This is a genomic window from Marinobacter shunpengi (genome assembly GCF_045449695.1).
Lineage (GTDB): Bacteria > Pseudomonadota > Gammaproteobacteria > Pseudomonadales > Oleiphilaceae > Marinobacter.
This window is the reverse complement of the sequence record NZ_JBJJKZ010000015.1, coordinates 25,975-51,334: the sequence shown is the minus strand read 5'-3', so window position 1 is coordinate 51,334 and position 25,360 is coordinate 25,975. Positions and strand designations below refer to the sequence as shown.

The window sequence follows — 25,360 nt, the reverse complement described above, 5'->3', positions numbered from 1 at the left end:
TTCAGGATCTCCAGCTCGAAGCATCCTTAGCGAATAAGACTTGCCCCCTTTGTCTACACTCATATCCACTGCGACCTAAAACTTCAGCAATTTCATGAGCAGGAGACTCATTATTTCTTTCAGGACTAACATCAATCGCTAGCTTTTTAGGACGAAATTCCCCCAGCCCATAGATAATCTCTGGTTCAAAACCTTCGGCTTCGAGTTTCAGAAAATCAATTCTATCAATACCAATTGCCTGCATTAAAGTGTCGATTCTAGACAATGCTACTGTCTCTGTGTAAGAAGCAGCTCCATCATCGGGCTCCAACAGTGAATGCTCTACAGCTGAGGAGGAACAGTTTAGGCTCACAATACCGCACCTATCACCCAGTGCAAATCGAAGAGACAACGAATTTTGGTACGGCTTTAGGTTATCATCCAAGCAAAAATAGTTAAGTGATGAGGGTTCAATCGCAATGACAGACTTTGCAATTTTGGCACACGCTACAGAAAAACCACCAACAAACGCTCCACAATCTACAACAGTATCGCCTTGATCAACCTCAACAAAGCCCTCTAACTGATATTTATTAAACAGCCAATTTTCATAGCCACAAGCGATATGCTCTAGCTTTATTCTTGGCAAGGGAAAAGGAAAAGCAATTGTTAAACCATTTTGCTCAACTCTAATATATCCTTCATGGACCTCATAATTAAAGTCGCAAAGCTCTTCAAACAAAGAGCAAAGTGTTGAAAACTTATCTACTGCCAATTCGTCCGAGTCATTATCAATAGAAAACCTAATTTCTCTTAAGAATTGAAGTATCTTACGATCGTGGGTTGGGAATTTCATAGCCATTAACTTGATTTCACATTATGCTTGATAGTTTGAAGATGATTAAGGCTGTAACTAGAGAACGGCTTTTTTGTGACATTTTCCATAGTAAAATCATCTCCTCCAATATCATGATTTAACTCTACTTCTATCCACGAAGATAGTCTTTTTTTATCTTCAAAATCGGTTAGATCCACTTTAATAAAGTTAGGATCACCTTCAAAAAAAGATAAAACTTCATTATTGTAGCTCAGATATCTATCAATGAAAGATTTCTCGTTCCCAAACGGCGATGCCTTTCCATAAAGAAATAAATTGCAAATTCTTAAACGCTTTGTAGGGGCTCTTAATGCGAGTGTTTTTTGTCTCTTTATCCATACTTCAGGATCACGAACATATGTATGGACCACTTTAAGATCTTTATTCTCCTTTTTTAATTCCGGATACAAGATATTAAAAGGAAAGTCGTCAGCTGAATCAGCATTTGAAGCAACATCAAGGAGGTGCTCTACCCTTCCTTCAATTAAGCAATCAAACAGCTCTTCGCTAAAAGTGACATGTTTTCCACCCAGTTTTTTAAAGACACTCCCCATTGTGGTTGTACCTGTACGATTCCAACCTGAACAAAGATATTTCATTGAATCTCACTCCGATTAACTTCATCAACTTTCTTCATAAAAGAAAAGCACATTCACAAACCGGTCTACGACGAAAAACGGCTGCATTCAATCAAGTTCATGCCCACCTCACTAATCATATTCTTCTCTTCTAGAAAATTTAGTCGTTCTCTGAAATCGGAGAGGCTCACTCGGTATGTTTGCTTTGAAACATACGACTGAATAAAGTCGGAAAATTTCGCGGAAGGCTGGGAGTATCTTCTGGAAAGGTAACTGTCAATAGAAAGATGTTTTTCTAGGCCTGGCGTCTTTACCACTTCATTGAATAGGTAAAACAACCAAAAATAAGGCACTACGCCTCTTTCTTCTTCTTTTTGGAGATATGCTTTACCAGTAGAAGTTCTTGAAACAAGCTCAGGATATTTATTTTTATCTGCAGTTGATATTGAACTAATACCTATATTCTGAGATCTCTCCTTGAATATATATAAGTATGCATCAATCAAAAGATGATATATTAAAGGGTTCTTAGGTTGTGCGCTTATGAACCACGAAATCAACTGCCTATCGGGGCAGCTATCAGGCTGAACGAAGCAAAAAAATGGAGCTTCAGCCTGTACATTGAGCCACTGCCCTAAGGGTTTAAGACAGAATGTTGTGGCGTCCACCCATACGCCCCCCCAGTGATAGAGAAGATACAAACGTAGAAAGTCAGTTTTCCCTGCCATACCAAGCCGAGCAGATGCTGACTGAAAAAGGCTTGTAATATTTAGACCGATTTTCTCTTCAACGTTTTCTGTAGTTAACAATACTACGTCATACTCCGGATTCATTACGCGCCAATTATCGTAGCTTATCTTAACCAATTCCGGAGCTAATTCGAGACCTTCATCCCAAAAAAACCAAATGGTATTTCTACTATAATTAATATCCTTCTCTTCCATTATAAAGTTCAAGCTTGGCTTTTCCTCAGAATTAATGTCCATTCCCCCTTACTTCAGCCTGACTTACGCCAGTGTAGCCTGATTCCTCATAGGATATAAAATAAGGCAGCTAAAAGTGCTATTATTTCAAGGAATTAACCAATCCATTAAGCACCAACGGCCGCTTCAATGGTACCCGAAAAAATGACCTTCTCGCCACTCGCATGCGGCCAGATTGATGGCGATTTCTCCGGAGGTCATATTACCTCCGATGCTGGGTTGCTCATGTTTCGGGAAGTCAACAAGCAACACCGTCTGACTTACCGAAAGGCCTCCTACTTTGGTCACCGACGTCCATATCGGTCCTCGAAGCGCACTATATCGTCCTCGCCAAGGTATGATCCTGATTGCACCTCAATCAGTTCTAGGTTAATGACCCCGGGATTCTCCAGGGTGTGTACCTGTCCAATAGGAATGTAAGTTGATTGATTCTCTGAGACCAGATAGGAATTTTCACCGTTGGTCACTTTCGCAGTACCGCTCACTACAATCCAGTGCTCCGCACGGTGGTGATGCATCTGCAACGACAGCTTCTGCCCTGGTTTCACGGTAATTCTTTTAACCTGGTAGCGGTGACCGTTATCAACCGAATCATAAACTCCCCAAGGGCGATAGACCTCCCGGTGATTGATATGTTCGTTACGAGCATCCTTCTCGAGCTGTTCAACCACCTTTTTCACGCCCTGGACCTGGTCCTTATGCGCTACCAACACGGCATCCTTGGTTTCAACTACCACCAGGTCTTTTACACCAAGGGTGGCCACGAGCCGATGGTCAGCACGCACCAACGTATCTTCAGTCTCGACGGCAATAACGTCACCTGATAGCACATTACCCTCCGCGTTCCGGTCGCTCACAGACCACAAGGAGGACCATGAGCCAATATCACTCCATCCCGCATCCAGGGACACAACCACAGCGTCCTTTGTCCTTTCCATCACTGCATAATCAACGGAATCCTCCGGGCAAGCCTCGAAGGCAGCAGGATCTACCCTTACAAAGTCCATATCATTTACTTTACCCTGCACAGCCGAACGACAGGCCTTGAGAATGTCAGGTCGAAATTGACCCAGTTCCTCAAGATAGCGGCTGGCCCGAAACATGAACATGCCGCTGTTCCAGAGATACTCACACGAAGCCACGTACTGTTCCGCCATCATCAGATCCGGCTTCTCCACGAACCGGGATACCGTATACCCTCCCCCAACAACATCACTGCCTCGATGGATGTAACCGTACCCAGTTTCGGGGCAAGTGGGCACAATGCCAAAGGTAATCAACTTGCCTTGCTCTGCCAAAGGCGTCGCTACCGCCAACTGCTCCTGAAAGGCACCAACATCGCTGATAAGGTGATCCGCAGCCAAGACCAAGAGAACCGGATCTTCGCCTCCTTCAACGGCTTCCAGCGATGCTAGTGCTATAGCCGGTGCGGTATTACGCCCCACTGGCTCGAGGATGATACGGGCATCAGCAAAATTCGCCTGGCGCATCTGCTCGGCCGCCAGAAAGCGGTGATCCTCATTACAAATGATTGTAGGACCCGAGACCTCTAGCCCCTCCAATCGCCCCAATGTCGCCTGGAGCATCGACCGATCCTTCTCAACAAGGTCCAGAAACTGCTTGGGGTTCAACTTTCTGGATAGCGGCCACAACCGCGAGCCGCTACCGCCGGCGAGAATAACTGGTTGAATCATATGTAAACCTTCAAACATTGAAGCTAAGGCCAGACTGAAAATCTCTGCCCTCACTTAAAACAACTGGTTTTTCACAAAGAGCTTAAGAATAAGAAAATGTTATATCTATCAATGGTTATCGCTTCCACTTAACGGAATGCTAAAGAATTTCGCTGTCTTTATTCAACACATCTCAGTAAATCGGAATAAATCACCAAATAAACATTTTTCTGGAACCCCGGAAAAACCAAGAGCAAAGCAATTATAATCTCAGATTATGCTCTTGGAGCGAATAAATATTGAGATTTTTTACTCGCTTGAGATCTATCGCCACCCTGCAGCAGAAAAGTTCTCGTACTGATCCACACAAAACTCCAGAAAGAAATAAAGCTATTCTCGATGATTTACCACTCATAACATAAAATCAATATCGATTTTCGAGACACCACTTATATCAATCAAAATAACAATTATGGAAAACTTCAATGGGCTAAGTGGTCATTAGAGCCTATTGGCCAGCGCCAGCCTACCACCAACAGAGCTCTTTAAGAGCCCAAGTTAGTTCTTTTTACCTTTAACGAAAGGTCGAATAGCCTTAGAACGATTGCGCAGTATAAAATAACTGTTGCTGCAATTGCATTTCGGCTAGATGCCACTTGTTCAGCTCAGCGTTACTCATCAGAAATCAGGCTAATGATAAAACTTAGAACTATCACAAAATAATTAGAATTGATGGACCTCAGTTATTTCTATCATCTTCCAACGCTGCTAGAACTTCGTTGATTTCCTTTGAAGTCACACTTCTCTGCTTTCCAGTTTTTTTGACAGAAGCCCACAAAGGCTTTAACGAAAACCCTTTACTGTCGTCCATGAAACAATCAAAAAATTTTTTATTCGAGACTCTATACTGAAGAAAGACCAATAATGCCAGTAGCGGTGGCACACTGTACTTTTCACCGCCATGTTGCTCAGAGAGTGCTGCGAGACCTAAGTAAATACTTCTTCGTCGCCTAGGTAAAGAAATTTCTTTATTGGCCGTCAACTCATTAATTTTCCTTTTTATATAGACAAATTTTTCAGTTAAGCTGGGATTACTGTCCTTCGGAGGGCCACCCTCTAATAGCTCAACATTTAACACACTTTTAAAGAAGTCTTGTATCAAATCGGAACGATATAAACTAGAGCGTTCATACTTCCGATATACTACTGAGTCGAAGGCATCATTCCATATTCTTGCAAACTTATAGTAATTTGCCCGGAAATACTTTCTGTAATAATCGTAGATAGTTCCTGAATACTCGGTTGCATGCACCCTTTGATTATAGGCGGATGCCAAATAACTTATTTGATCACGAAAATAACAAACAATTACAACCTCAAAGATATTGGGATCAAATATTTGCCGAATAATCATTGGATCGACATTTTGAAATGCCTCTGAACTGAAGAGGTAGACTACATCCTTTTGATTCAGATTTGCATACAGCTCTGATCTTACATCAGCGATAAGAGACGATTTTTCTCTGTTAGTTAACTTGTTAAACTCCCCCGGTCGAAATGGTTCAGATAGATTATGGTGCGCGATCCTCTTCAAATAAATACTTGGATACACTAAGCCATGAGACCACAACAACTCAGGATTCTCATAAAAAAAACGCTGAAGAGAAGATGTTCCGGTTTTATGTCTTCCGATATGAAGTATAACTTTAATCATTGAATTATATAATTTTTAACTAGATGATTTGTCAAGCTGCTCATTGGCAATTTTGTAAAGAGCGAGATCCCACGTATTCCCAGAAATTATATCCGGGAGGCTGTGTGACAACTCATTAATAGCTTTTCGGTATTTTTCTTTTGTTGATAGGCTGCTATTCACATTCTTCTTCTTGTAGGAAAAAGCTGCGTCAGGGAAATACTCTTCCAATTTCTTGTTTATAAAGTCAAAGCTTTCATCAAACCGCTCAACAACCCCAACTAAAGCGTCCCCACTTAAGATTCGATGAGATGCTCGCTGAAACATTTCGAAACTAACAGTATCTTGCGGCTTCAACTGGCCTTTTTTCCCAAGGTAAGCCGTTTGATAATCAAATATTACTTTTGGAGCCTCTGGTGTCATTCGCCAACGTATATAATCATCTAATGATAGCTTGGAAGCCATCTCCGCACCTTTTGATCCTCTTTTCTGCTTTCGCTCAAAGTTATAAACAGAAAGCACTCTTTCGATGGGATTTCTTAAGAAATAAACCGGAATACATGTGAACTCATCCGACTCAGGCAGGGGATTACACAGATGGTGGCTCGAGATCGCCTTGAGGTTGGGGTTATCCAGAATAAACTGCTTCAGGTATTCCGCGCCTCCCTGACGCATCTCCTTATCATCCCGATGGTCGCAGAAGTCCTTACCGAACGCTTTTTCCAGCGCGTAGTCAAAGGTGGTTCCGGCATTCTTGAAAATATGACCGTGGGTAATTACGTAACGCATAAACTATCTGTTCTCAGTTTGAATCAATTAAGGAAATCAGCAGTGATGACTTCCTGCACTTTCGCCTGACTGAAGTTCTTCTCGATGTATTCCTGATATTTGCTCAGGTACCTGTGGCATTCCTCAGGCTCGTTGTAAAGCGCAAGTAACTGACGAGTCATTTCTCGCGGCTCATCGGCAATCGCCATCACTTCGTCGGCTTCAGGCAATCCTTCTGCACCAATACTGGTCGTGGAGATGGGAACTCCAGCCTGCAGAGCCTCCAGAATCTTGCCCTTGACGCCGGCCCCAAAACGCAACGGTACTACGCATACCCGGATTTTCCGGTACAGGGCATTCAGGTCCTCGTCCGATAGAAAGCCGTGAACCTTTACATGCTCGTTCGCAAGATTTTTGATGCTATCCGGTACCGAAGACCCAACTACGTGCAAGCAGATATCCGGAACCTCCCTGACCAAAGCAGCAAACACCTCGCTCACAAACCATTGCACCGCATCAGCGTTTGGCGGATGGCCGAATCCACCTACGAACAACAGTCCTTCTCGGTCTTGATGACGGTATTGTCTGATATCAGGAGTATTCAGCAAATAGAGCGGAATCGCAGATACATGTGTACTGGGAGAGACACGCTTAACCTCTGCAACTTCCACTTCAGACGGGTAGTACACCTTATCGACCTTCTCAAAGATCGCCAACTCACGCCTCTGCCAGTCTTGTGCAGCTGAAGTAATTGCCTTATCACCTCTAATCTCAGCCTCGCGGTGTGTGCGCAGGTAATGCAGATCATGACCGAAGTAGACTAGTTTCGGCTTCGGCTGCAGTCTGGTCATGTGATCAATAAAATCTTCCGTGATATGTGGCCTGTGCAGGTAAATTACGTCGATATACTGGGCATTGTCACTGAACCAGGTTTTCCAACTGCGCGCATACCTCTCCCCTAGCAGCACCTCAACACCGAGTTGCTGAAGGCTTCGAGTGTAAGGCTGGTGAGGGAAGAAGTTGGCAGGCACGAATTTGACGTTCAGCCCGGCGTCGACCATGGACTTCACGTACAGGTAAGTGGACCGTGAACCAGCGTCCTTGTCATAGAACGGCACGTAATGATCAACAAACACCACGGTGCGCTTGGCCGCCGAGCGCTCTCTGGCCTGGAATACGTTCTGGGCATTGGCGAAATGCTCTTTCCCAAGGACATCCCGCCATTTCTCCCGAAACACTTCCTGGTTGATGGCCTGGTGTTTCTTGATGCCGCTTCCAACGTCGGTGCCGTTACTCACACCCTCAAAGTGCACCACCTCGGACTCTGGCTGATACAGCACCTTGAGCCCACGGGCCCGGATCTGGAAGGCTAAATCCGTGTCTTCGTAATAGGCAGGTTTGAAGCGTGCATCGAAGCCACCAAGCTCGTCCCAGATCTGCTTTTCGAATAGAACACAGGCCCCGGAAATGTAATCCGTTTCTCGCACATAATTGAACTCGGGCTGGTCCGGGGACTGGCCCCGGCCATAGTTCCATCCGGAAGCATCATTCCACACAATGCCACCAGCTTCCTGCAGCACACCATCCTCAAACAACAACTTGGGGCCTACCATCCCGGCGTTGGAGTCGGCCTTCATGGTGCTCACCAGTGCGCTCAGCCAGCCTTTCTGTACGTTGGTATCGTTATTCAACAACACCACATACCTACCACGAGCATGGGCTACCGCGTTATTGCAGTTGCCAAGAAAACCGAAGTTTTCGTCGCCTCGCACCACCCGGATGTTATGAATGCGATGTTCAATAGTGCTGGTGATATCCGTGGAGCAATCGTCAGCAACGATTACCTCATAATCCACTTCACCAGTGTGCTCGAGTACCGCTATCAGGCACGAAAGGGTTGTCTGGTACTGGTTATAGACGGGAATAACGATGGAAACTTCCGGACCACCGGTTTCGGGGAAGATGAGTTCCACATCTTCAGACATGGTTTCCGGCGGAAAGATGTCAGGCTTCCGGCTTGCGGCATGATCAGCCGGGAAACGCGCACCTACCCAAGAGCGAGCAGTTGAAGAGTCAGCCAAAAATACCGTGTACAGCAGCTTCTTGATGCGATAGAAGCTGACCAATCGCAAACTGGAATAGGGATGGCGAATTACGTATTTGATGATACTACTCACCATCTGCAGCCGGCCCGCAGGCGCGTCCACATAATCAGATGCCGGGGAACCCTCGTTGTGCAGATGGCTACGTCCCTCTTCGACGAGCTGAAGATAGAGACTCTTTGAGCGGGGGCGCAAACGCAGAACTCGATAAATCCACTCGTTGAGGAGAAAAAGTCTGCCCAGCAAAGCCCCATGGAACCTCTCAAGCCGGGAATACACTTGCTTCAATTGCTCTGTTTTTTCCGACAACAAACCCTTTTGTTCTTTGAGTTCAACTTCCAAACTCGAAATAGAGTCACGCGCATCCGCCAGATCACCCCGAACTACTTCCAGCTCATTTCGGGTCTGACCAAGTTCATTTTGGACCTGTTCAACCTCACGCAATTCTTTGCGCTCCGCCTTTTCCAGCCGATCAACATAATCGAACACCGGCGCATACTGCTCAAACTTCTCACGCAGCGGCTGACATCGCTCACTCAACGGTGTTTCAGCAGCCCCCTTCCTGCTGTCAGATGCCTCTTCAAGCAACATCTGATACAGGTCGGCAACAAACAGTGGCACTACATCGCCTTCTCCAACAGGCCCTGCGTATTTGCTATGCCGTAAATCCGTTGAAAGAAATTCACCAATGTACTCCTGATACTCCGCGCTCTCAGAGTCTGGCGCCTCAAAACCCAAAGGTTTTGCCATCCTGTCAAGCTCGTGGGCCGGATTCTCCATGAACTGGTCATAATCCACCACCACGAATGGTCTGGCAGTGCCGTAACGCAGTGCATTGCAGGTATGCTTCATCCAGAGGCAATAGGATTTCTCGCGTGCAAATGTATTCCGTTTGGCAAGAGAATCGGCCACGCTGCGGGGATTTCGCAGGGTAATTAGATAACGGTCATCCAGATCAAGTTCAGCAAACACCTTTTGCCAGAACGGCAGAAGATTTACCGTTCTCGGGTCCTTAAATGCGAAAGCATCAACTTGGGCGAGCCGATCCCGAATGAGAGTAACTGCATCGCTATACTCTTCAGCAAGCTTCTCTCCGGTTAAAGCTTGCTCTGACACCGTTCCAACAGCATCCCAGGCAGAGTCCAGCTTCTCAAGAATCCGTTCATTGATCCGGTAGCAGCCAAGGTCCTCCCAGAACCCTTTGTCGTTATCTCCCTTGATACCCGGCATGAGCTCGGGCCCCAGGTCGGCACCGAGTACCTGCAAACCACGCGTTATCGCACTGGTTCCGCTGCGGTGCATGCCCAGAACAACTATGACTCGCTTTTTCATAACGGAGTTCTGCGGTTCATCAGTCAAAGAGATCCCCTGCCCGCTTCAGGTCAGCCAATGTCGGCGCTTCTGTATCCTTCCCAGACAACTGAATCTCCCCAACATCAGGCCACTCAACCCCGACCTCGGGATCATCCCATCGCAAACTCCGCTCATGGTCAGGAGACCAATAGGCGTCCACCTTATACTGAACTTCTGCGGACTCGCTGGTCACCAGGAAGGCGTGGCCAAATCCGGCCGGTACCCAGAATTGTTTCTTGTTTTCCACACTGAGCACCACACCAGTCCACTGCCCAAATGTGGGTGAGCTTTTACGCAGGTCCACAGCGATATCGAAGATCTCACCGGCGGTCGCGCGCACCAGTTTGCCCTGGGCACCCTCGCCGATCTGGAAGTGGATACCACGCAACACACCGCGAGCCGAGCGTGAGTGGTTGTCCTGGACGAACATCACTTCCCGCCCGACGGCATCAGCAAATTTCCTGTGGTTGAAGCTCTCGGTAAACCAGCCCCGGTCATCGCCAAAAACCGGCGGCTCAAGAATCAATACGCCCTCAAGGGGTGTTTTTGTAACCTTCATGAGTAACCTTGCAAATTATCGATATTCAGCCCAGTCCCGTACCGTCAGCTGTAACGCCTGCTGCCAATCCGGCAGTACCAGGCCGAGGGATTGTTCAATCCGGCTCACATCCAGGCGGGAATTCAGGGGGCGCGGCGCAGGTGCGGGATATTCGGATGTCGGAATCGGTTTGACTCGATCAGTCACAATCTTCAGGGTCGCACCCAGTTGCCGGGCTTCAGTCATGATCGTCCTGGCGAAATCACACCAAGTGGTCTCGCCCCGACACGTGAGGTGATAAACCCCTTCCAGCGCACTGCAGTCACGGAGTTTCTCCCGCACCGCCACGCTGGTGACCTGTGCGATCAACCACGCTGGCGTCGGCGTTCCCCACTGATCGGCCACAACGTTCAGTTCATCCCGTTCCATCGCCAGCTTCAGCATGGTCAGCATAAAATTACGACCACGGGAGCCATATACCCAGGAGGTGCGAAAAATGACCGCACCAATACCGGCGTCCAGGAGCGCCTGGTCACCGGCCAGCTTGGTTTTCCCATAAACCGAGAGCGGGCCAGTGGCATCCTCCTCTCTCCAGGGCTGTGAGCCACTGCCATCGTAGACATAGTCCGTGGAGTAATGGAACAAATGGGCATCATTGGCTTTTGCCCACCGGGCTAGTTGCTCGGGTAGCCCGACGTTCAATGCCTGCGCCGACTCCGGATCAGACTCCGCCTGGTCAACCGCCGTATAGGCGGCTGCGTTTACAATACAGGTTGGCCGGTACCGGTCCAGTAGCACCTTGACTTCCTCCGGATTGGAGAGGTCGCCGTCCGCGCGGGTTAGCCCTTTCACTACGCCAAGGGGCGCCAATGCCCTGAGCAGGGCATAGCCCACTTGACCGTCGCTACCGGTTACCAGAATCATTAGAGAGATGCCTCCATCCTGAAGAATTCACACTCGCCAAAAGCGCCAGCCATGGCGATTAAAAAACCTGAACGCGGACCGAATCAACCACAGTTGGTGCCGCCAGTGTTTCTGGCCACCACCGCCCCCGGCATGTCGAATCCGTACCGAAGGAATGTAACGATTCTTCCAGCCGAGTTCCCGTCCACGCATTGCCAGGTCAAAATCCTCAAAGTACATGAAGTAACGTGTATCAAACCCCTCTAACTGTTGCCAATAACGGAAGGGCCCCAACATGAAGCAACCACTGCACAACTCAACGTCGTCCATGGGTTGATCGAGGGGTACGTCCTGGTATTCATAGCGGGCGTTCAACGAGCGGACGGGGGGTAACCGGAACAGGAGGTACAGCAAGCGGGCAGCCAGTACGGCCAGCGACGGATAGCGTTTGTGCCCCAGGGTGGTTGCGCGACCAGACCAGTCCAGTATCTGGGGGCACACCAGCCCACACCGTTTATCGGCGTTTATATGGCTCAGTGCTTCGGTAACTGTATTCTCTTCCAGGAGGACATCCGGGTTCATAACCAGGATGGCGGTTTGGGCGGCTTCTGCCGACGAGACCTCAAACATTTCAGCCAGGGCCAGATTGTTGGTCCCCCCATATCCCAGATTGGGCTGGCTCATCCGCAAGTTGACTGGCCAGTTGAATACGGACTCCAGAAGCTGCGTTGCCGCCCCTTCATTTATGGGAGCCGGGCCGTTGTATGAGAGCCAAAGCGTCGCCGACGTCAGTACCCCGGCCCTGGAGGCCTCATCCAGGCTTCGGGACAGGGAACTCAGCGTTGGCCGCAGTGTTTCCACATCCCAGTCGTGTATTACTTCCGATATCAGCAGGTGCATTCAGTGGCCGGGCGGTATGTAGTCGTTATAATAAGTCTCACGTGGCGTACCCTATGAGGAATCCTAAAACCCACGTTCAGCCAGCATCTTCAGGTACTGTCCGTAGCTATTCTTCCTCAGCAGTTCCGCCTGTTCCAGCAACTGAGCCTTGTCGATGTACCCCATGCGATAGGCGACCTCCTCCAGACAAGCCACTTTCAGGCCCTGGCGTTTCTCAAGTGTTTCGATGAAACCTGCGGCCTCATGGAGTGAATCATAGGTTCCCGTATCCAACCAGGCATAGCCACGCCCCAACAGCTCCACGTTCAAATCACCACGTTCCAGGTAAGCCCGGTTCACACAGGTGATCTCCAGTTCCCCCCGGGATGAGGGCGTTACTGACTTGGCGATGTCGATGACATCATTGTCGTAGAAATACAGGCCCGTTACCGCATAGTTCGATTTCGGTTGTGCGGGTTTCTCTTCAATCGATGTTGCTCGTTGCTGCTCATCGAACTCGACAACACCAAAACGCTCCGGGTCAGTTACCCGGTAACCGAACACAGTCGCGCCCTTGTCACGGGATGCGGCAGACTGCAACAGTTTGCTGAAGCCCTGGCCATAATAGATGTTATCGCCCAGCACCAGGCAAACACTGTCATCACCAATAAAGTCTTCGCCGATGATAAAGGCCTGAGCCAAACCATCCGGACTCGGCTGAACAGCGTAAGTCAGGTTGATGCCCCACTGGCGTCCATCGTCCAGCAGCCGCTTGAAGCCGTCCTGATCTTCCGGGGTGGTAATCACCAGGATATCCCTTATACCTGCCAGCATCAGGACCGATAGCGGGTAGTAAATCATGGGCTTGTCGTAAACCGGCAACAATTGCTTGGAGATGCCCCGGGTAATCGGATAAAGCCGGGTACCGGAGCCACCGGCCAGAATAATGCCCTTCATTGATTCACTCCCAGGCGTTCTCTCTGATAACTGCCATCCTGCACGCGCCGGCACCATTCCAGGTTATCCAGATACCATTGCACGGTCTTGCGGATGCCGGTCTCGAAAGTTTCTTCGGGGGCCCAGCCCAATTCACGCTGGATTTTGCTGGCGTCAATGGCATACCGAAGGTCGTGCCCCGGGCGGTCGGCCACGTAGGTGATCAGGTCCTGGTAACGGGTATCGGAAGGGGCCAGGTCCTGTAACAGCATGCAGATGGTGCGCACCACATCGATGTTCTGTTTTTCGTTATGGCCCCCGATGTTGTAGGTTTCACCAACCACGCCCTCGGTTACCACTTTATACAGGGCGCGGGCATGGTCTTCCACATACAACCAGTCACGCACCTGGTTGCCCTTGCCATACACGGGTAGCGGCTTGCCATCCAGCGCATTCAGGATCATCAGCGGGATCAGCTTCTCGGGGAAGTGGTACGGGCCATAATTGTTGGAACAGTTGGTCACCAGTACCGGCAGGCCGTAGGTGCGTTGCCAGGCTCGCACCAGGTGGTCGGAGCTTGCCTTGCTGGCCGAATAGGGTGAGCTCGGGGCATAGGAGGTTTCTTCCGTGAACAGTTCCTCCGGGCCCTCCAGGTCGCCGTATACTTCATCGGTGGAAATATGATGGAAGCGGAAGGCCTCCCGACTCTCCCCTTTCAGATTGTTCCAGTACTGACGAGCGGCCTCCAGCAGGGTATAGGTACCAACGATATTGGTTTCGATAAACGTTGCAGGGCCGTCAATGGAGCGGTCTACATGGCTTTCAGCCGCCAGGTGCATGACAGCGTCCGGCTGGTGCTCATGGAAGACACGATCCAGCTCGGTGCGGTTGCAGATATCCACCTGTTCAAAGGTGTACCGGGGGTCGGCGCTAACCGTTGCAAGGCTCTCCAGGTTGCCTGCATAGGTCAACTTGTCCACGTTGACCACTGAATCCGATGTATTGGCGATGATATGGCGAATCACCGCCGATCCGATAAAGCCGGCTCCGCCAGTTACCAGTAGTTTCATGTTTCTCTGTGTTCCTGTTCTTGACGGCTTTCGCGTTTGAAGCGGTGAATTCTATGGCCGGCGGACACGCTACCGCCCCACCAACCCGATATCAGTGCATTCTGGCATGGGGTTGGATTGTTGATTCCTGGCGCGAACGTTCGAAAAATGTGATGCAATTCTACGTAACCCAACTGAAACGACAAGGGCACCTTGGTCGAAACCCGGAGATTCGACGTATCTTTTGGTTAACACCTGTCAAAGCTTCCGCTTTGCATTTATTTTTCCGGCAATGCCCGGTACCCTTGCCCCCCTCGATAGGCTAACGGCTTCACTGATTGAGTCGCACCGTCTACCCTGACGTTTTGAGCACAAGGAACGTTCCATGCCCTGGTATGCCATCCAACACAAACCCGCCCAGGGGGACCGGGCGCTGGAGAATCTACAGAATCAGGATGCCCGGTGCTTCCACCCCAAGGTTACCGTGGAACGCATCCGTGCCGGTAAGCGCACTACCCGGCTGGAGCCCCTTTTCCCCGGATACCTGTTTATCAATATAGATGAGTCGGACCCGTTGTGGGGCAAGCTGCGCTCCACCCGCGGTGTACTGCGGGTGGTGGGCTTCGGTGGCAGGCCCATACCGGTGCCGGATGAGGTGATCGAGTATATCCACGATGGCCTGACAGCGGTTGAGGAGCAAGGCGGCCTGAAGAAGGGCGAGAAGGTCCAGATCCAGGACGGGCCCTTCCGGGGCGTGGAGGGGATCTTCCAGGCCTACGACGGCGAGGAGCGGGCCATTGTGCTGATTTCGTTCATGCAGAAGCAGCAGGAGGTCAGGGTTCGGTTGGGAGATTTGTGAGACAGGGATCTCACCCGTTGGATGAATCGCCGCTGCGCCCGAGACAATTTCATGCAACGGCGACTGCTTCAGTTTCCGGGTTTACCGGACCACTGTCTTGCTGGCAACTTCTGACCAGGCACTCTCCAACCCATTCTGGTCAACCGTGCGCATGGCGAAGTACCAGGTGCCTTGTTGTAGATCGGTGACCTCATATTCCATCGCCTGACCGTCTTCCACGATGACTTCGTTGGTCATCTGGTCCACGTCGGGCTGGGTACCATAACGGACGATGTACCGGTCGATTTCGCCCATGGACAGGGCGTTGCCGTTTTCACGGGTCAGCGGCGCCTGCCAGGAGAGTCTGGCCACGGCGGTTTCCGGTGCAGGTTCTGGCGTGGGCTCCGGCGCTGGCTGCTGGACCAGGTCCTGCTCGGGTTCCGGTGCGGTTTCGGGCTTGCCTTCGGTTGTTGCATCTTCGTCGCCGGATGCCGGATGATCGTCCGGTTGTGTGCCTGCGTTAACCGGATCGTCCATGGTTCCAACCAAGCGCTCCGCCGCTGACAACAGGGTGTCTGTATTGGTTTCACCGTCAGCCAGGGTGTAGGCGTGAATTGCCGCACGCGCCCTGATGCGGTCGCTGCCTGGTTGTCCGTCTGCGTCATCAGGGGCAATCTCGCCGGTGCTCATAAGCTGGTGTCGAAAAGCATCGATCACCCCCTGCACCCCTTCGACCGGAAACTCCTCAGCCAGTCCCAGGAAGGCGGAGTTAACCAGCGCGGCTTCCAGGTCGGTTACGGCAAGGTCAGCGGGCAGCTCGCGGGTGATGTCCACGGGGGTGACCGCCACAGCGCCTGCCTGCAGGCCGAACCAGGCCTCTACCCGGCGTTGTGCCTGCTCGACTCCCTGCCATCCATTATCGGCACCGGTTACCTCGAACAGGGTGGTGCTGAGGGTGGTGAGGGGTGTCAGGTGCCCACTGGTGGGACCTTCACTGCCACCAATGGCGACGATGGTTTCCAGTTGAAGGTCAGGGCCTGGCCAGAAGTCTTCACCAAAGGCGGCCGCGCCCGAGCCGCCATACCCCTGGCAGCCGTCGACAGCATCACAGCGCATGCGGGTGTTGCCGTCGCTGGTCAGTTCAAGCTTGATAAGATCCTGGCCAGCCGGGACGGCCAGGTCGTAATAACCGCGTTCGTCGCTGCGAACCGGCTCCCCTACCCGGACGAAGGCGCCGTCGGAATCCAGTACCCAGGCAGTGACAATACCCTCCGCAATAACGCCCTTGACGGCGTAGCCGGATATCGTCACGGAGCGGTCTTCCTCCGGCTCCGGGGTGTTGGATGAAGCCGAGGTGCCCGAGGAAGAACTCCCGGCACCACTACCACCGCCTCCACAGGCACCCAGCAACAGTGAAAGGGTGGCGATCAGTAAAGCGGCAGTGAGTCGGGCGACAACCATGGGGCACCTCCGGAGAAACGTCGAGGTGTTATCCTAGGGCCCTTGGCCGTTTGATACTGTTACCCGGTTGCCGTTTGCGAGCGCTGTTTTCGTCGGTTTTTTGGCATTGTAACGCACTGTAATAGTGGGAAATTTCTGGTTACAAAGCCCCCTATGGAATCAGTACCAGGCACCGGAGGCTACGAAGTATGGATTCAGCACGTCTTCCTTGCCATAGAGCAACGGCGTCCCATCCAGCTTGTTGACCTTTCCACCGGCGGCGGCCAGCACCGCATGGGCCGCCCCGGTATCCCATTCGCAGGTTGGCCCAAGGCGCGGATAGATATCGGCCTTGCCCTCGGCGATACGGCAGAACTTCAGGCTGCTGCCGGCCTGGACCAGTTCATGCTTACCCAACTGCTCAATGAAGTCACGGGTTTCCTGGTTCAGGTGGTTCTTGCTGGCGACGGTACGCACCGCTTCCGGTGGCTCCACCACCTGCAGTTTACGGGTACTGCCATCCGCCTCCCGTTTCCAGGCGCCCTGCCCCTTGATGCCCCAGTAGGCTTCATTCAGGGCCGGGGCGGTGACCACGCCCATCACCGGCTCGCCATCCTCGATCAACGCAATGTTGACGGTGAACTCCCCGGTACGATTGGTGAAATCCTTGGTGCCGTCAATCGGATCCACCAGCCAGAAACGGGTCCAGTGCTTGCGCTCGTCCCAGGGGGCGTTGGCGGATTCTTCCGAGAGGATGGGGATATCCGGGGTCAGCGCCTTCAGGCCATCCACAATAACGTGATGGCTGGCGATGTCGGCGGCGGTGATGGGGCTGTCGTCTTCCTTGGTGTTCACCTCGAAATCGGTCTGGTAGATTGCCATGACCTTTTCGCTGGCGGTGTCGGCGATTTGGAGGAGGTTGTCCAGTAGTGAGGCGTCGTTCATCGGGATTCCTGATTGCGAGTGGGTCTATCTGATAGGCTTGCAGCAAGGACTATAAAGGTTACTGCCGAAGTCTATCAGCTTCGGAAAATACACTCACTCGACAATCGAGCTTCCTCGATACCATGAGATCAAAGTGTGCAGCCTGAAGGCAGGTACATGTCGCTCCAGCCGGATGGGTTGGCTGAATTATCGATGACGCATGTCCACTGACCGGATGTTGTTCTCTGGAACTGGATAACCACACCTGTCACATTGGGGTGGGCATTGCCCCCCAGGGTCACCTGCAGGTGACCAGAACCGTCAGGGTTAAACGTTGCGATATCGGTAGCCAGGTCGCCGGTTGTGACATTGGAAGGGGTATATTCAATCGCCGCGTTTGTAACCGGTTCATTGGATCCCAGGGCTTCTTCAATGGATGCCCGGTAGTGACTGAGCTCACCAACGGCCCGTGATACGTGCGTTTTAGCAACATATCCCTGATACAAGGGAATAGACACGGCCGCCAAAATACCAATGATGGCGACGACAATCATTAACTCAATCAGCGTAAAGCCGTTACTACCCCGGCGCATGTGGCACTCCCTTTATTGCCTTGGATTTTTATTTACAGTGCCTGCTGTGCAAACCAGGGGCCAATCATGCATTTGTGCTATTGGACGTACTCAACCAGCACTTGATTCCAGGCGCCTTTTTCGTATTGGCCTGTGGAATCTCAGTTCCACCAGGTAATAGCTAAGGGAAGCAAACAGAAGTGCCAAGGACAGGCCGTATAGGAAAACCTGCTGCCATGGCAGATCTTCCGTCCGCATATACAGCATGATGGGAAAATGCCAGAGGTAGACCCCGTAGGACACTTGACCCAACCAGCCCAGAGCCGGGTGGCCAAGCCAGGCAGGGCGGCCCAGTATCAGTAGGGCGGCCCCCAGTTCAGCCAGTGTAAACCCGTAACGTACCGTTGGCTCCCAGTGGGTGCTGAAAAACGTAAAGCAGAAAGCAAGAACCAGTATGCCGGGAACCGTCAGATAGCCGAGTCGCTTTGGAGGCAGCAATGCCAGGATGGCACCCAGGATCAGACCGGTGGCGTGCATATCCGTGCGCGGGTACACATCCCAGACGGCGTCCAACCCCATGGCCCCGATACCCCGCCATAGGGTCATTGAGACATAGAGCACGCAAAGAATGACAATCCCATGGACGCGATTCCGCCTCAGCACCAGAAACATCAGCAACGGCCATAGCAGGTAGAACTGCATCTCAATGGCCAGACTCCACACATGGCCCAGCACTGCCACCTGCTCCCCCCAGGACCGTAACCAGTTGACGGAATATGTAATGGTCAGTAACGCGTCCCGGTAGTGCTTTTCCAGTGGAACCGCATCGCCCCACATCAGCGGTGCCATGCCCAGATAAGCCACAAGCATGACCGCAAGAGCAGGCATCAGGCGCGACAATCTGCGCCGCATGAAGCTGCCCCAGCCGATACGCCCGCTCCGCGCATAGCGGTTGCATAACAGCTGAGTCACCAGAAAACCCGATAGCACGAAGAAAATATCCACGGCGAAGAAACCACCGGTCATGCCCGGAACCTTCGAATGGAAAAGCACGATCAGGAGGGCAGACAGCGCCCGGATGCCGTCCAGTTCAGGGATATATTTCATCCCCACAACATCATTACAGGCGACTTGATCCGGGCAGTCGGGAGCAGAGATTGACCTTACCGTTATAGACACTTCCTTCTCCCGTCATCTGGAACCGTGGCCGACCATGGACTGATAGAGCTGGTCATAGAATACTTCCGTGCGGCCTGCCCCGGGTTTCGAACCGGCTCCCACCCACACGAGAACGGCCCCCTGGTCGTCCACCATGACTACCGAGGTATTGCCTGGAAACTTGCCGCCATGCAAATGTACATGCCCTGCTTCAGGCCCTGGCTGGTATCGGTAAAGACCGTACCCATAGCACGACCGGTACTCGGCAGGGTTGCAGATCGCATTGCTATCGCTAGCATCCGTAATGGACAAGTCTTCGGACTGAATCTGACGACGAACCAGCCGCGCCAGGTCGGAGGCGCTACCGGAGAGCCCGGCAGAAGAGGCTATCGCCTGGAAGTCGAAGTACTTGTAATACGTCTCGTCGTAAAAATTCTCATGGCGGGTGTCGTAGACCACCTCATCCGGTCGATAGGGGCCATCCACAAACCTCAACGTGCTTTGATTGAAGCCGAACCGTTCGCCAACATGCTCACGGTAGGATTGCCCTGACACCTTCTCAATCACCACCCCTAACAGACAATAGCCCAGGTTGGAATAGGAGTAGTGCTTCCCCGGAGGATATTGCAATGTCGTTCCGGCCAGTTCCTGATATTGCTCCGGGCACCAAGGCTTCACGCCACGAAGGAACATGGCATCCTGGGTTGCCTCTCGGTCCCAGCCGCCCCGGTGGGACAGAAGGTGTTCGATCGTGATGTCGGCGACCCTGGGGTCCTTCAACTCAACCTCCAGACCAATCACGTCCACCAGGCGATCGTTCAGTGACAGCTTCCCCTGGTTAACAAGATCCACCACCGTCGCCGCCGTTACGGTTTTGGTCACGCTGGCGAACCGGAAACGCGTATCGGCCTGAAGCGGCTGATCGCCCCATACACCATCCTTCCAGCCGGTTTCACAATGATACAGGCTGCCATCCGTTTCGATGTAAGCCAACTGGCTGGCGGGGGCACCCTGTTGCCGGGTTGCGTACCGCTGCAGATCGTTCATCCAGTGGGGAGCGTCATCACTGCAATGGGTGTTCCAGGCGATTATGGGTGCCTCTATTTGGTATAGGATCCGGGAAGGGCCTAACGGATTGGTGATGACAAAATGCGCTGCCCCAGCGACCATACCAACCAGTACCAAAACAACTAGACCGTCGCGGATTCTCGAAAGAAGTCTGGTGGAGCTCACAAATACCTTCTCCCAAATAGAAAGAACCCCGGTTCCAAAGGTTCCGGGGTTCTTCAGTCATCAGCAATAATGGATCTATTACCCACCAAGCTAACAACGATGCTTCAGGGTAAACCTAATTAGGCTTCACCACCTTCAGCTACTTCACAGCCAGCAGGAGCATACTTCTGCTCAACGGTGGTCTCACAAGACCAGGAACCAGGTGCATTTTCTTCATCATCGTTACCAGCACGAGTCCAAGTCAGCGTGTCTTCCTGGATAGCAGATGAAGCGTTAGCACCGAAAGTGGCTTCAATTTCAGCGGTGCCATCAGAATTGTCATAAGTAACAGACAGACCTTCCTGATCGTTCACATCTACGCCGCCGTCACCCAGCAGGTTGCTTTCAGACCAGCCCAGTTCACAATCCGCTTCGTCAACGCCATTCATCATGCAGTTCTCAATGGCAGTACGGATGGCACCGGTCTCACCCATTACACGGCTAACCTGGGAGCTACCGATGTAGTTCTGGTACTGGGGAATGGCCACAGCGGCCAGGATGCCGATGATCGCCACAACGATCATCAGTTCGATCAGGGTGAAACCCTTTTGACCATGATTCATTTGAACGTTTTTCATATGTAAAGCCTCTGAGTTTTACGTTTTCCTTACAATGGCCCCGGGGCCGGCGGAGCTTTGCCCCCGAACCGGTGTGAGCCTGCCTGAAGGAGAGCATGTGCCGTGCCAACACAGACACAAAACACTAAAATTCATATTTTTCATAGGCCTGCAAAGAAAACTTCTTGTCCAAGCTTATATGATTGCCGATGACACGATATGCCCTACTCCGTCGATGAGTGACGTGTTGCGTCATACTGAGAAGAGCCTCACACGCCTGAGTGACACAAATGGTCATCCAGTGGCCTTTCCAATCATACTTGCGCCATCTAAACTCTCTGTCATCTGATGACTACAGGCAGTTGACTGATCTGTCAGTGCCTTATCGACAAAAGTTCTGGATCTATGGCAACCGACAAGAGTAACGTAACGCTCACCGGCCTCGCCCGGCGATTCGTGGAGGACGGCCTCCTGGAAGAAGCTGTCGCCAAGGATGCCTACCTGCAGGCCGCCAATAACCGCATCCCCCTTATAACCTACCTGGTACAGAACCAACTGGCCGACAGCCGTAAGCTGGCTTTTGCCGCCGCGATGGAATTTGGCGTCAGCGTTCTGGACCTGAACAGCTTTTTACCGGAAATGCTGCCGGAAAAACTGGTGGACGAAAAGCTGGTCCGCAAGCATAGCGCCTTACCCCTCTACAAGAGGGGAAACCGCCTCTTTATCGCGGTTTCGGACCCCACCAATATACAGGCCCTGGATGAGATCAAGTTCAACACAGGGCTCAGTACCGATGCCATCCTGGTAGACGACGCAGCGCTGAGAGCGGCTATAGACAAGTACCTGGAGTCCCAGGACGACTCTATGGGCGACCTGGAAGATGCCGACCTGGAGGGCGTAGAAACCGAGGGCGGAGATCACGACGAGGATGACGGAGCAGTTTCCACCACCGATGTCGATGACGCCCCAATCGTAAAGTATGTCAACAAGGTTCTGCTTGATGCTATCCGGGGCGGTGCTTCCGACATCCACTTCGAGCCCTATGAAAAGGCCTACCGAGTGAGGTATCGGACCGACGGCATGCTCAAGGAGATCTCAAAGCCCTCCATCAAACTCGCCCCGAAGATCTCTGCCCGCGTAAAGATCATGGCCCAGTTGGATATCTCCGAACGACGTGTTCCTCAAGATGGCCGGATCAAGATGAAGCTTTCCAAAACCAAGGCCATCGATTTCCGGGTTAACACCCTGCCTACGCTTTGGGGTGAAAAGATCGTATTACGGATACTCGATCCCAGTCAGGCACAGATGGGGATCGATGTTCTGGGGTATGAAGAGGATCAGAAAGAGCTCTACATGGAGGCCCTGAAGCAGCCTCAGGGCATGATACTGGTAACTGGCCCGACCGGCTCGGGTAAGACCGTTTCGCTTTATACGGGCCTTAATATCCTTAACACACCGGAGATCAACATCTCCACGGCCGAAGACCCGGCGGAAATCAACCTGGAGGGCATCAACCAGGTCAATGTCAACAACAAGGTCGGGCTTGGCTTTGCGGAAGCATTACGTGCGTTCCTGCGGCAGGATCCGGACGTGATCATGGTGGGCGAGATCCGGGATCTTGAGACCGCCAACATCGCCATCAAGGCCGCACAGACCGGTCACCTGGTACTCTCCACCCTGCATACCAATAGCGCGGCGGAAACCCTCACCCGGATGATGAACATGGGCGTTCCCTCGTTCAATATCGCCACTTCAGTCAGCCTGATCATTGCCCAGCGACTGGGCCGACGCCTCTGTAGCAGTTGCAAACAACCACTGGACGTGCCGAAGGAAACCCTTTTGAAGGAAGGGTTCACAGAAGAACAAATCGAAACTGGCTTTACGTTGTACACACCCAAGGGCTGTGATAAATGCAATGGAGGTTATAAGGGCCGCGTAGGGATCTATGAGGTCGTGAAAATTACTGACCCTCTGGCAAACATGATCATGGAGGAGGCCAGCTCACTGGCTATTGCCCGCGAGGCACAGAAAGAGGGTTTCCGCAACCTGCGTCAAGCGGCCCTTCGCAAGGTGATCGAAGGCGTGACCAGTCTTGAGGAAGCCAACCGCGTAACGAAGGATTAAGCATGGCACAGGCACAAAAGGCAGAAAAACTTCAGGCGTACGTCTGGGAAGGTAAAGACCGCAAGGGCAACAAGACCAAGGGCGAGGTTTCCGGTACTAACCTGGCATTGGTGAAGGCGCAGCTACGCAAGCAGGGCATCATGCCCAGTAAAGTCAAGCGCAAGCCCAAACCACTGTTTGGTGGCAGCAAGAAAGTCACGGCATTCGATGTCGCAATGTTTACCCGACAGCTCGCGACAATGATGAAGGCAGGCGTACCACTGGTACAAAGCTTCGACATTGTTGCGGATGGCCTGGACCATAAGGGGTTGCAGGACCTGGTGGTGGCTATTCGCAATGATGTTGCCTCAGGCACCAGTTTTGCCGGGGCCCTGCGCCGCCACCCAAAGCATTTTGATGACCTTTATTGCAACCTGGTGGACTCCGGTGAAAAAGCAGGTGCGCTGGAGCAGATGCTGGACCGGATTGCCACATACCTTGAGAAGACGGAACTTCTCAAGAAAAAAGTAAAAAAAGCGATGACATACCCTATTGCGGTTATTGTGGTCGCAATTATTGTAACGGCGATCTTGCTGGTAAAGGTTGTTCCTCAGTTCGAGTCCCTGTTCCAGGGATTCGGCGCCGACCTGCCTGTCTTTACACAAATGGTTATCAACCTGTCGGAGTGGATGCAGACATGGTGGTTTGTGGTGCTGCTGGGGATTGTGGCGTTTATCGTAGGTTTTGGTCAGGCCAAACGACGATCCCGTAAGTTTTCCGACTTGGTAGATAAGTACGTTCTGAAACTACCCGTGGTGGGAGAGATCATTGATAAGTCCGCCGTCGCCAAGTTTGGCCGCGTACTCTCAACGACGTTTGCCTCTGGTGTCCCGCTGGTTGATGCGTTGGATTCTGTTGCCGGAGCCACGGGCAACGCCGTATATCGAGATGCCATCATGCGCATCAAAAACGAGGTATCATCGGGCGTCCAGCTCCAGGCCGCCATGCGCCAGACCGACGTATTCCCCGTGATGGCAGTCCAGTTAACTGCGATCGGTGAAGAATCCGGTAACCTTGACGAAATGCTGGCCAAGGTGGCCGACCACTATGAATCCGTGGTCGATGACATGGTGGATAACCTGACCGCACTGATGGAACCGATGATCATGTCGGTCCTCGGCGTTCTGGTAGGCGGCCTGATCGTAGCCATGTACCTGCCGATCTTCCAGATGGGCCAGGTCGTCGGCTAAATGATCCTACAGCAGTTTCTCGATACCCTACTCAGCAACCAGTGGCTTCTGTCACTGGTTGTTCTTTTTGTCTCCCTCTGCATCGGCAGCTTCCTCAACGTCGTCATCCTCCGTCTGCCGAAGATGATGCACCAGGATTGGCGCTGCCAGTGTGAGGAGTTTCTGTCGGTCCCGGAAGGCGACCGTAAGCCCGAGGAGGCCATCACCCTCTCCCGCCCGGCGTCCACCTGCCCTTCCTGCGGGCACCGGATACGGCCCTGGGAGAATATTCCGGTGGTCAGCTACCTGTTCCTGAGGGGCAAGTGCAGCAACTGTAGTGCCGGCATTTCGGTTCGCTACCCGCTGATCGAGGCCGTTACGGCCATTTTCTCTCTGCTGACGGTATGGCTGCTGGGACCTTCCGTGGGCACGCTATGGGCGCTGGTGCTGGTCTGGGCGCTGATTGCCCTGACCATGATCGACTTTGACACCCAACTGCTGCCGGACAACATCACCCTGCCCCTGATGTGGCTGGGGCTGGTGCTGAACTATTTTGGTTACCTGACGGACTTCACCAGTGCCTTCTGGGGCGCTGTGGCTGGCTACCTGTCGCTGTGGTCCGTGTACTGGCTGTTCAAGCTGGTGACCGGCAAGGAAGGCATGGGCCATGGCGATTTCAAGTTGCTGGCCGCCATTGGGGCCTGGCTCGGGTGGCAACTGCTGCCGGCGGTGATCCTGCTGTCCTCCCTGGTGGGGGCCATGGTCGGTATCAGCCTGATGGTGTTCCATCGTCATGGTCGGGACGTGCCCATTCCCTTTGGGCCTTACCTGGCGGCGGCTGGTTTGCTGGCGTTGTGGTTTGGGGATGAGATTCTGGCTGGGTGGTATGCCTGGCTGGGAGTCGCCTGAGGGGAGTGTAACCCCCTCTCCCCTGGAGGGAGAGGGGATGTGCGACG

Annotated in this window: 22 protein-coding genes and 1 pseudogene; 5 read left to right on the top strand and 18 right to left on the bottom strand. The window is 52.2% G+C overall.

Annotation, left to right across the window (positions count from 1 at the left end):
* Position 1: 1 nt before the first annotated feature.
* The 3 genes from ACJO2E_RS12490 to ACJO2E_RS12480 all read right to left on the bottom strand — a co-directional run bounded on the left by ACJO2E_RS12490 (position 2) and on the right by ACJO2E_RS12480 (position 2,420).
* Complete coding sequence (locus ACJO2E_RS12490; RefSeq protein ID WP_406964236.1) at positions 2-841, bottom strand: FkbM family methyltransferase; 840 nt, start codon at positions 839-841, stop codon at positions 2-4.
* Positions 841-1,455 carry a sulfotransferase gene (locus ACJO2E_RS12485; RefSeq protein WP_406964235.1) on the bottom strand — a complete coding sequence of 205 codons (615 nt, stop codon included), beginning with the start codon at positions 1,453-1,455 and terminating at the stop codon, positions 841-843. The genes ACJO2E_RS12490 and ACJO2E_RS12485 overlap by 1 nt, the downstream gene beginning before the upstream one ends.
* 65 nt (positions 1,456-1,520) lie before the next feature.
* Positions 1,521-2,420, bottom strand: coding sequence for a capsular polysaccharide synthesis protein (locus ACJO2E_RS12480; protein ID WP_406964234.1), 900 nt, complete (start codon positions 2,418-2,420; stop codon positions 1,521-1,523).
* A 126-nt stretch (positions 2,421-2,546) separates the two neighbouring features.
* Here ACJO2E_RS12480 and ACJO2E_RS12475 point away from each other — a divergent pair.
* A pseudogene (locus ACJO2E_RS12475) lies at positions 2,547-2,691 on the top strand (IS1380 family transposase); the annotation flags it as partial.
* 10 nt (positions 2,692-2,701) lie between these two features.
* On the opposite strand, the gene ACJO2E_RS12470 reads toward ACJO2E_RS12475, so the two are convergent.
* The 9 genes from ACJO2E_RS12470 to rfbB form a co-directional block, all read right to left on the bottom strand.
* Positions 2,702-4,111, bottom strand: coding sequence for a mannose-1-phosphate guanylyltransferase/mannose-6-phosphate isomerase (locus ACJO2E_RS12470; protein ID WP_406964233.1), 1,410 nt, complete (start codon positions 4,109-4,111; stop codon positions 2,702-2,704).
* A gap of 718 nt (positions 4,112-4,829) precedes the next feature.
* Positions 4,830-5,804, bottom strand: coding sequence for a hypothetical protein (locus ACJO2E_RS12465; RefSeq protein ID WP_406964231.1), 975 nt, complete (start codon positions 5,802-5,804; stop codon positions 4,830-4,832).
* A gap of 15 nt (positions 5,805-5,819) precedes the next feature.
* Positions 5,820-6,572: a sulfotransferase family 2 domain-containing protein gene (locus ACJO2E_RS12460; RefSeq protein WP_406964229.1), complete on the bottom strand. Its 753-nt coding sequence runs from the start codon at positions 6,570-6,572 to the stop codon at positions 5,820-5,822.
* A gap of 23 nt (positions 6,573-6,595) precedes the next feature.
* The gene (locus tag ACJO2E_RS12455) at positions 6,596-10,012 is read right to left on the bottom strand and encodes a glycosyltransferase (RefSeq protein WP_406964228.1); all 3,417 of its coding nucleotides are present in this window, start codon (positions 10,010-10,012) and stop codon (positions 6,596-6,598) included.
* A complete protein-coding gene (gene rfbC, locus ACJO2E_RS12450; protein WP_406964227.1) occupies positions 10,005-10,565 on the bottom strand; it encodes a dTDP-4-dehydrorhamnose 3,5-epimerase in 561 nt (186 codons plus the stop codon). The genes ACJO2E_RS12455 and rfbC overlap by 8 nt, the downstream gene beginning before the upstream one ends.
* Before the next feature lie 15 nt (positions 10,566-10,580).
* On the bottom strand, positions 10,581-11,468 hold the full coding sequence (gene rfbD / locus ACJO2E_RS12445; RefSeq protein ID WP_406964226.1) for a dTDP-4-dehydrorhamnose reductase: 888 nt from the start codon (positions 11,466-11,468) through the stop codon (positions 10,581-10,583).
* Positions 11,469-11,495: 27 nt separating this feature from the next.
* Positions 11,496-12,347 carry a glycosyltransferase family protein gene (locus tag ACJO2E_RS12440; RefSeq protein WP_406964225.1) on the bottom strand — a complete coding sequence of 284 codons (852 nt, stop codon included), beginning with the start codon at positions 12,345-12,347 and terminating at the stop codon, positions 11,496-11,498.
* 63 nt (positions 12,348-12,410) lie between these two features.
* Positions 12,411-13,283 (bottom strand): glucose-1-phosphate thymidylyltransferase RfbA, encoded by an 873-nt coding sequence (gene rfbA, locus ACJO2E_RS12435; protein WP_406964224.1) that lies wholly within the window; start codon positions 13,281-13,283, stop codon positions 12,411-12,413.
* Positions 13,280-14,332 carry a dTDP-glucose 4,6-dehydratase gene (gene rfbB, locus ACJO2E_RS12430; protein ID WP_406964222.1) on the bottom strand — a complete coding sequence of 351 codons (1,053 nt, stop codon included), beginning with the start codon at positions 14,330-14,332 and terminating at the stop codon, positions 13,280-13,282. The genes rfbA and rfbB overlap by 4 nt, the downstream gene beginning before the upstream one ends.
* Positions 14,333-14,696: 364 nt before the next feature.
* Between rfbB and rfaH the strand changes: the two genes are divergently transcribed.
* Complete coding sequence (rfaH, locus tag ACJO2E_RS12425) at positions 14,697-15,170, top strand: transcription/translation regulatory transformer protein RfaH (RefSeq protein WP_406964221.1); 474 nt, start codon at positions 14,697-14,699, stop codon at positions 15,168-15,170.
* 81 nt (positions 15,171-15,251) lie between these two features.
* Here rfaH and ACJO2E_RS12420 read toward each other — a convergent pair whose 3' ends face one another.
* The 6 genes from ACJO2E_RS12420 to ACJO2E_RS12395 all read right to left on the bottom strand — a co-directional run bounded on the left by ACJO2E_RS12420 (position 15,252) and on the right by ACJO2E_RS12395 (position 21,093).
* Positions 15,252-16,610 (bottom strand): fibronectin type III domain-containing protein, encoded by a 1,359-nt coding sequence (locus tag ACJO2E_RS12420; RefSeq protein ID WP_406964220.1) that lies wholly within the window; start codon positions 16,608-16,610, stop codon positions 15,252-15,254.
* A gap of 159 nt (positions 16,611-16,769) precedes the next feature.
* Complete coding sequence (gene cysQ, locus ACJO2E_RS12415; protein ID WP_406964219.1) at positions 16,770-17,534, bottom strand: 3'(2'),5'-bisphosphate nucleotidase CysQ; 765 nt, start codon at positions 17,532-17,534, stop codon at positions 16,770-16,772.
* 128 nt (positions 17,535-17,662) lie between these two features.
* Entirely contained in the window at positions 17,663-18,106 is a 444-nt protein-coding gene (locus ACJO2E_RS12410) for a pilin (protein ID WP_406964217.1), read from the bottom strand.
* A gap of 90 nt (positions 18,107-18,196) precedes the next feature.
* Positions 18,197-19,192 carry an acyltransferase family protein gene (locus ACJO2E_RS12405; RefSeq protein ID WP_406964216.1) on the bottom strand — a complete coding sequence of 332 codons (996 nt, stop codon included), beginning with the start codon at positions 19,190-19,192 and terminating at the stop codon, positions 18,197-18,199.
* Positions 19,193-19,276: 84 nt separating this feature from the next.
* Positions 19,277-20,476, bottom strand: coding sequence for a serine hydrolase domain-containing protein (locus ACJO2E_RS12400; RefSeq protein WP_406964215.1), 1,200 nt, complete (start codon positions 20,474-20,476; stop codon positions 19,277-19,279).
* Between the two features lie 119 nt (positions 20,477-20,595).
* Positions 20,596-21,093 (bottom strand): pilin, encoded by a 498-nt coding sequence (locus ACJO2E_RS12395; protein WP_406964214.1) that lies wholly within the window; start codon positions 21,091-21,093, stop codon positions 20,596-20,598.
* A 384-nt stretch (positions 21,094-21,477) separates the two neighbouring features.
* Here ACJO2E_RS12395 and pilB point away from each other — a divergent pair, with 384 nt between their 5' ends.
* Genes pilB through ACJO2E_RS12380 form a run of 3 tightly spaced genes read left to right on the top strand, consistent with a single transcriptional unit; the run spans position 21,478 to position 25,313 of the window.
* On the top strand, positions 21,478-23,196 hold the full coding sequence (pilB, locus tag ACJO2E_RS12390; RefSeq protein ID WP_406964212.1) for a type IV-A pilus assembly ATPase PilB: 1,719 nt from the start codon (positions 21,478-21,480) through the stop codon (positions 23,194-23,196).
* Positions 23,197-23,198: 2 nt separating this feature from the next.
* Positions 23,199-24,425: a type II secretion system F family protein gene (locus ACJO2E_RS12385; protein WP_406964211.1), complete on the top strand. Its 1,227-nt coding sequence runs from the start codon at positions 23,199-23,201 to the stop codon at positions 24,423-24,425.
* Positions 24,426-25,313, top strand: coding sequence for a prepilin peptidase (locus ACJO2E_RS12380; RefSeq protein WP_406964210.1), 888 nt, complete (start codon positions 24,426-24,428; stop codon positions 25,311-25,313).
* Positions 25,314-25,360: the final 47 nt, after the last annotated feature.

What these genes read in the sequence shown, in the direction of transcription:
- ACJO2E_RS12465 (WP_406964231.1), bottom strand. Translation starts at nt 5,804, where the DNA reads ATGATTAAAGTTATACTTCATATCGGAAGACATAAAACCGGAACATCT.
- rfbD (WP_406964226.1), bottom strand. Translation starts at nt 11,468, where the DNA reads ATGATTCTGGTAACCGGTAGCGACGGTCAAGTGGGCTATGCCCTGCTC.
- ACJO2E_RS12395 (WP_406964214.1), bottom strand. Translation starts at nt 21,093, where the DNA reads ATGAAAAACGTTCAAATGAATCATGGTCAAAAGGGTTTCACCCTGATC.
- ACJO2E_RS12405 (WP_406964216.1), bottom strand. Translation starts at nt 19,192, where the DNA reads ATGAAATATATCCCTGAACTGGACGGCATCCGGGCGCTGTCTGCCCTC.
- ACJO2E_RS12460 (WP_406964229.1), bottom strand. Translation starts at nt 6,572, where the DNA reads ATGCGTTACGTAATTACCCACGGTCATATTTTCAAGAATGCCGGAACC.
- ACJO2E_RS12410 (WP_406964217.1), bottom strand. Translation starts at nt 18,106, where the DNA reads ATGCGCCGGGGTAGTAACGGCTTTACGCTGATTGAGTTAATGATTGTC.
- ACJO2E_RS12490 (WP_406964236.1), bottom strand. Translation starts at nt 841, where the DNA reads ATGGCTATGAAATTCCCAACCCACGATCGTAAGATACTTCAATTCTTA.
- ACJO2E_RS12380 (WP_406964210.1), top strand. Translation starts at nt 24,426, where the DNA reads ATGATCCTACAGCAGTTTCTCGATACCCTACTCAGCAACCAGTGGCTT.
- cysQ (WP_406964219.1), bottom strand. Translation starts at nt 17,534, where the DNA reads ATGAACGACGCCTCACTACTGGACAACCTCCTCCAAATCGCCGACACC.
- rfaH (WP_406964221.1), top strand. Translation starts at nt 14,697, where the DNA reads ATGCCCTGGTATGCCATCCAACACAAACCCGCCCAGGGGGACCGGGCG.
- ACJO2E_RS12470 (WP_406964233.1), bottom strand. Translation starts at nt 4,111, where the DNA reads ATGATTCAACCAGTTATTCTCGCCGGCGGTAGCGGCTCGCGGTTGTGG.
- pilB (WP_406964212.1), top strand. Translation starts at nt 21,478, where the DNA reads ATGGCAACCGACAAGAGTAACGTAACGCTCACCGGCCTCGCCCGGCGA.
- ACJO2E_RS12440 (WP_406964225.1), bottom strand. Translation starts at nt 12,347, where the DNA reads ATGCACCTGCTGATATCGGAAGTAATACACGACTGGGATGTGGAAACA.
- rfbB (WP_406964222.1), bottom strand. Translation starts at nt 14,332, where the DNA reads ATGAAACTACTGGTAACTGGCGGAGCCGGCTTTATCGGATCGGCGGTG.
- rfbC (WP_406964227.1), bottom strand. Translation starts at nt 10,565, where the DNA reads ATGAAGGTTACAAAAACACCCCTTGAGGGCGTATTGATTCTTGAGCCG.
- ACJO2E_RS12480 (WP_406964234.1), bottom strand. Translation starts at nt 2,420, where the DNA reads ATGGACATTAATTCTGAGGAAAAGCCAAGCTTGAACTTTATAATGGAA.
- ACJO2E_RS12420 (WP_406964220.1), bottom strand. Translation starts at nt 16,610, where the DNA reads ATGGTTGTCGCCCGACTCACTGCCGCTTTACTGATCGCCACCCTTTCA.
- rfbA (WP_406964224.1), bottom strand. Translation starts at nt 13,283, where the DNA reads ATGAAGGGCATTATTCTGGCCGGTGGCTCCGGTACCCGGCTTTATCCG.
- ACJO2E_RS12385 (WP_406964211.1), top strand. Translation starts at nt 23,199, where the DNA reads ATGGCACAGGCACAAAAGGCAGAAAAACTTCAGGCGTACGTCTGGGAA.
- ACJO2E_RS12485 (WP_406964235.1), bottom strand. Translation starts at nt 1,455, where the DNA reads ATGAAATATCTTTGTTCAGGTTGGAATCGTACAGGTACAACCACAATG.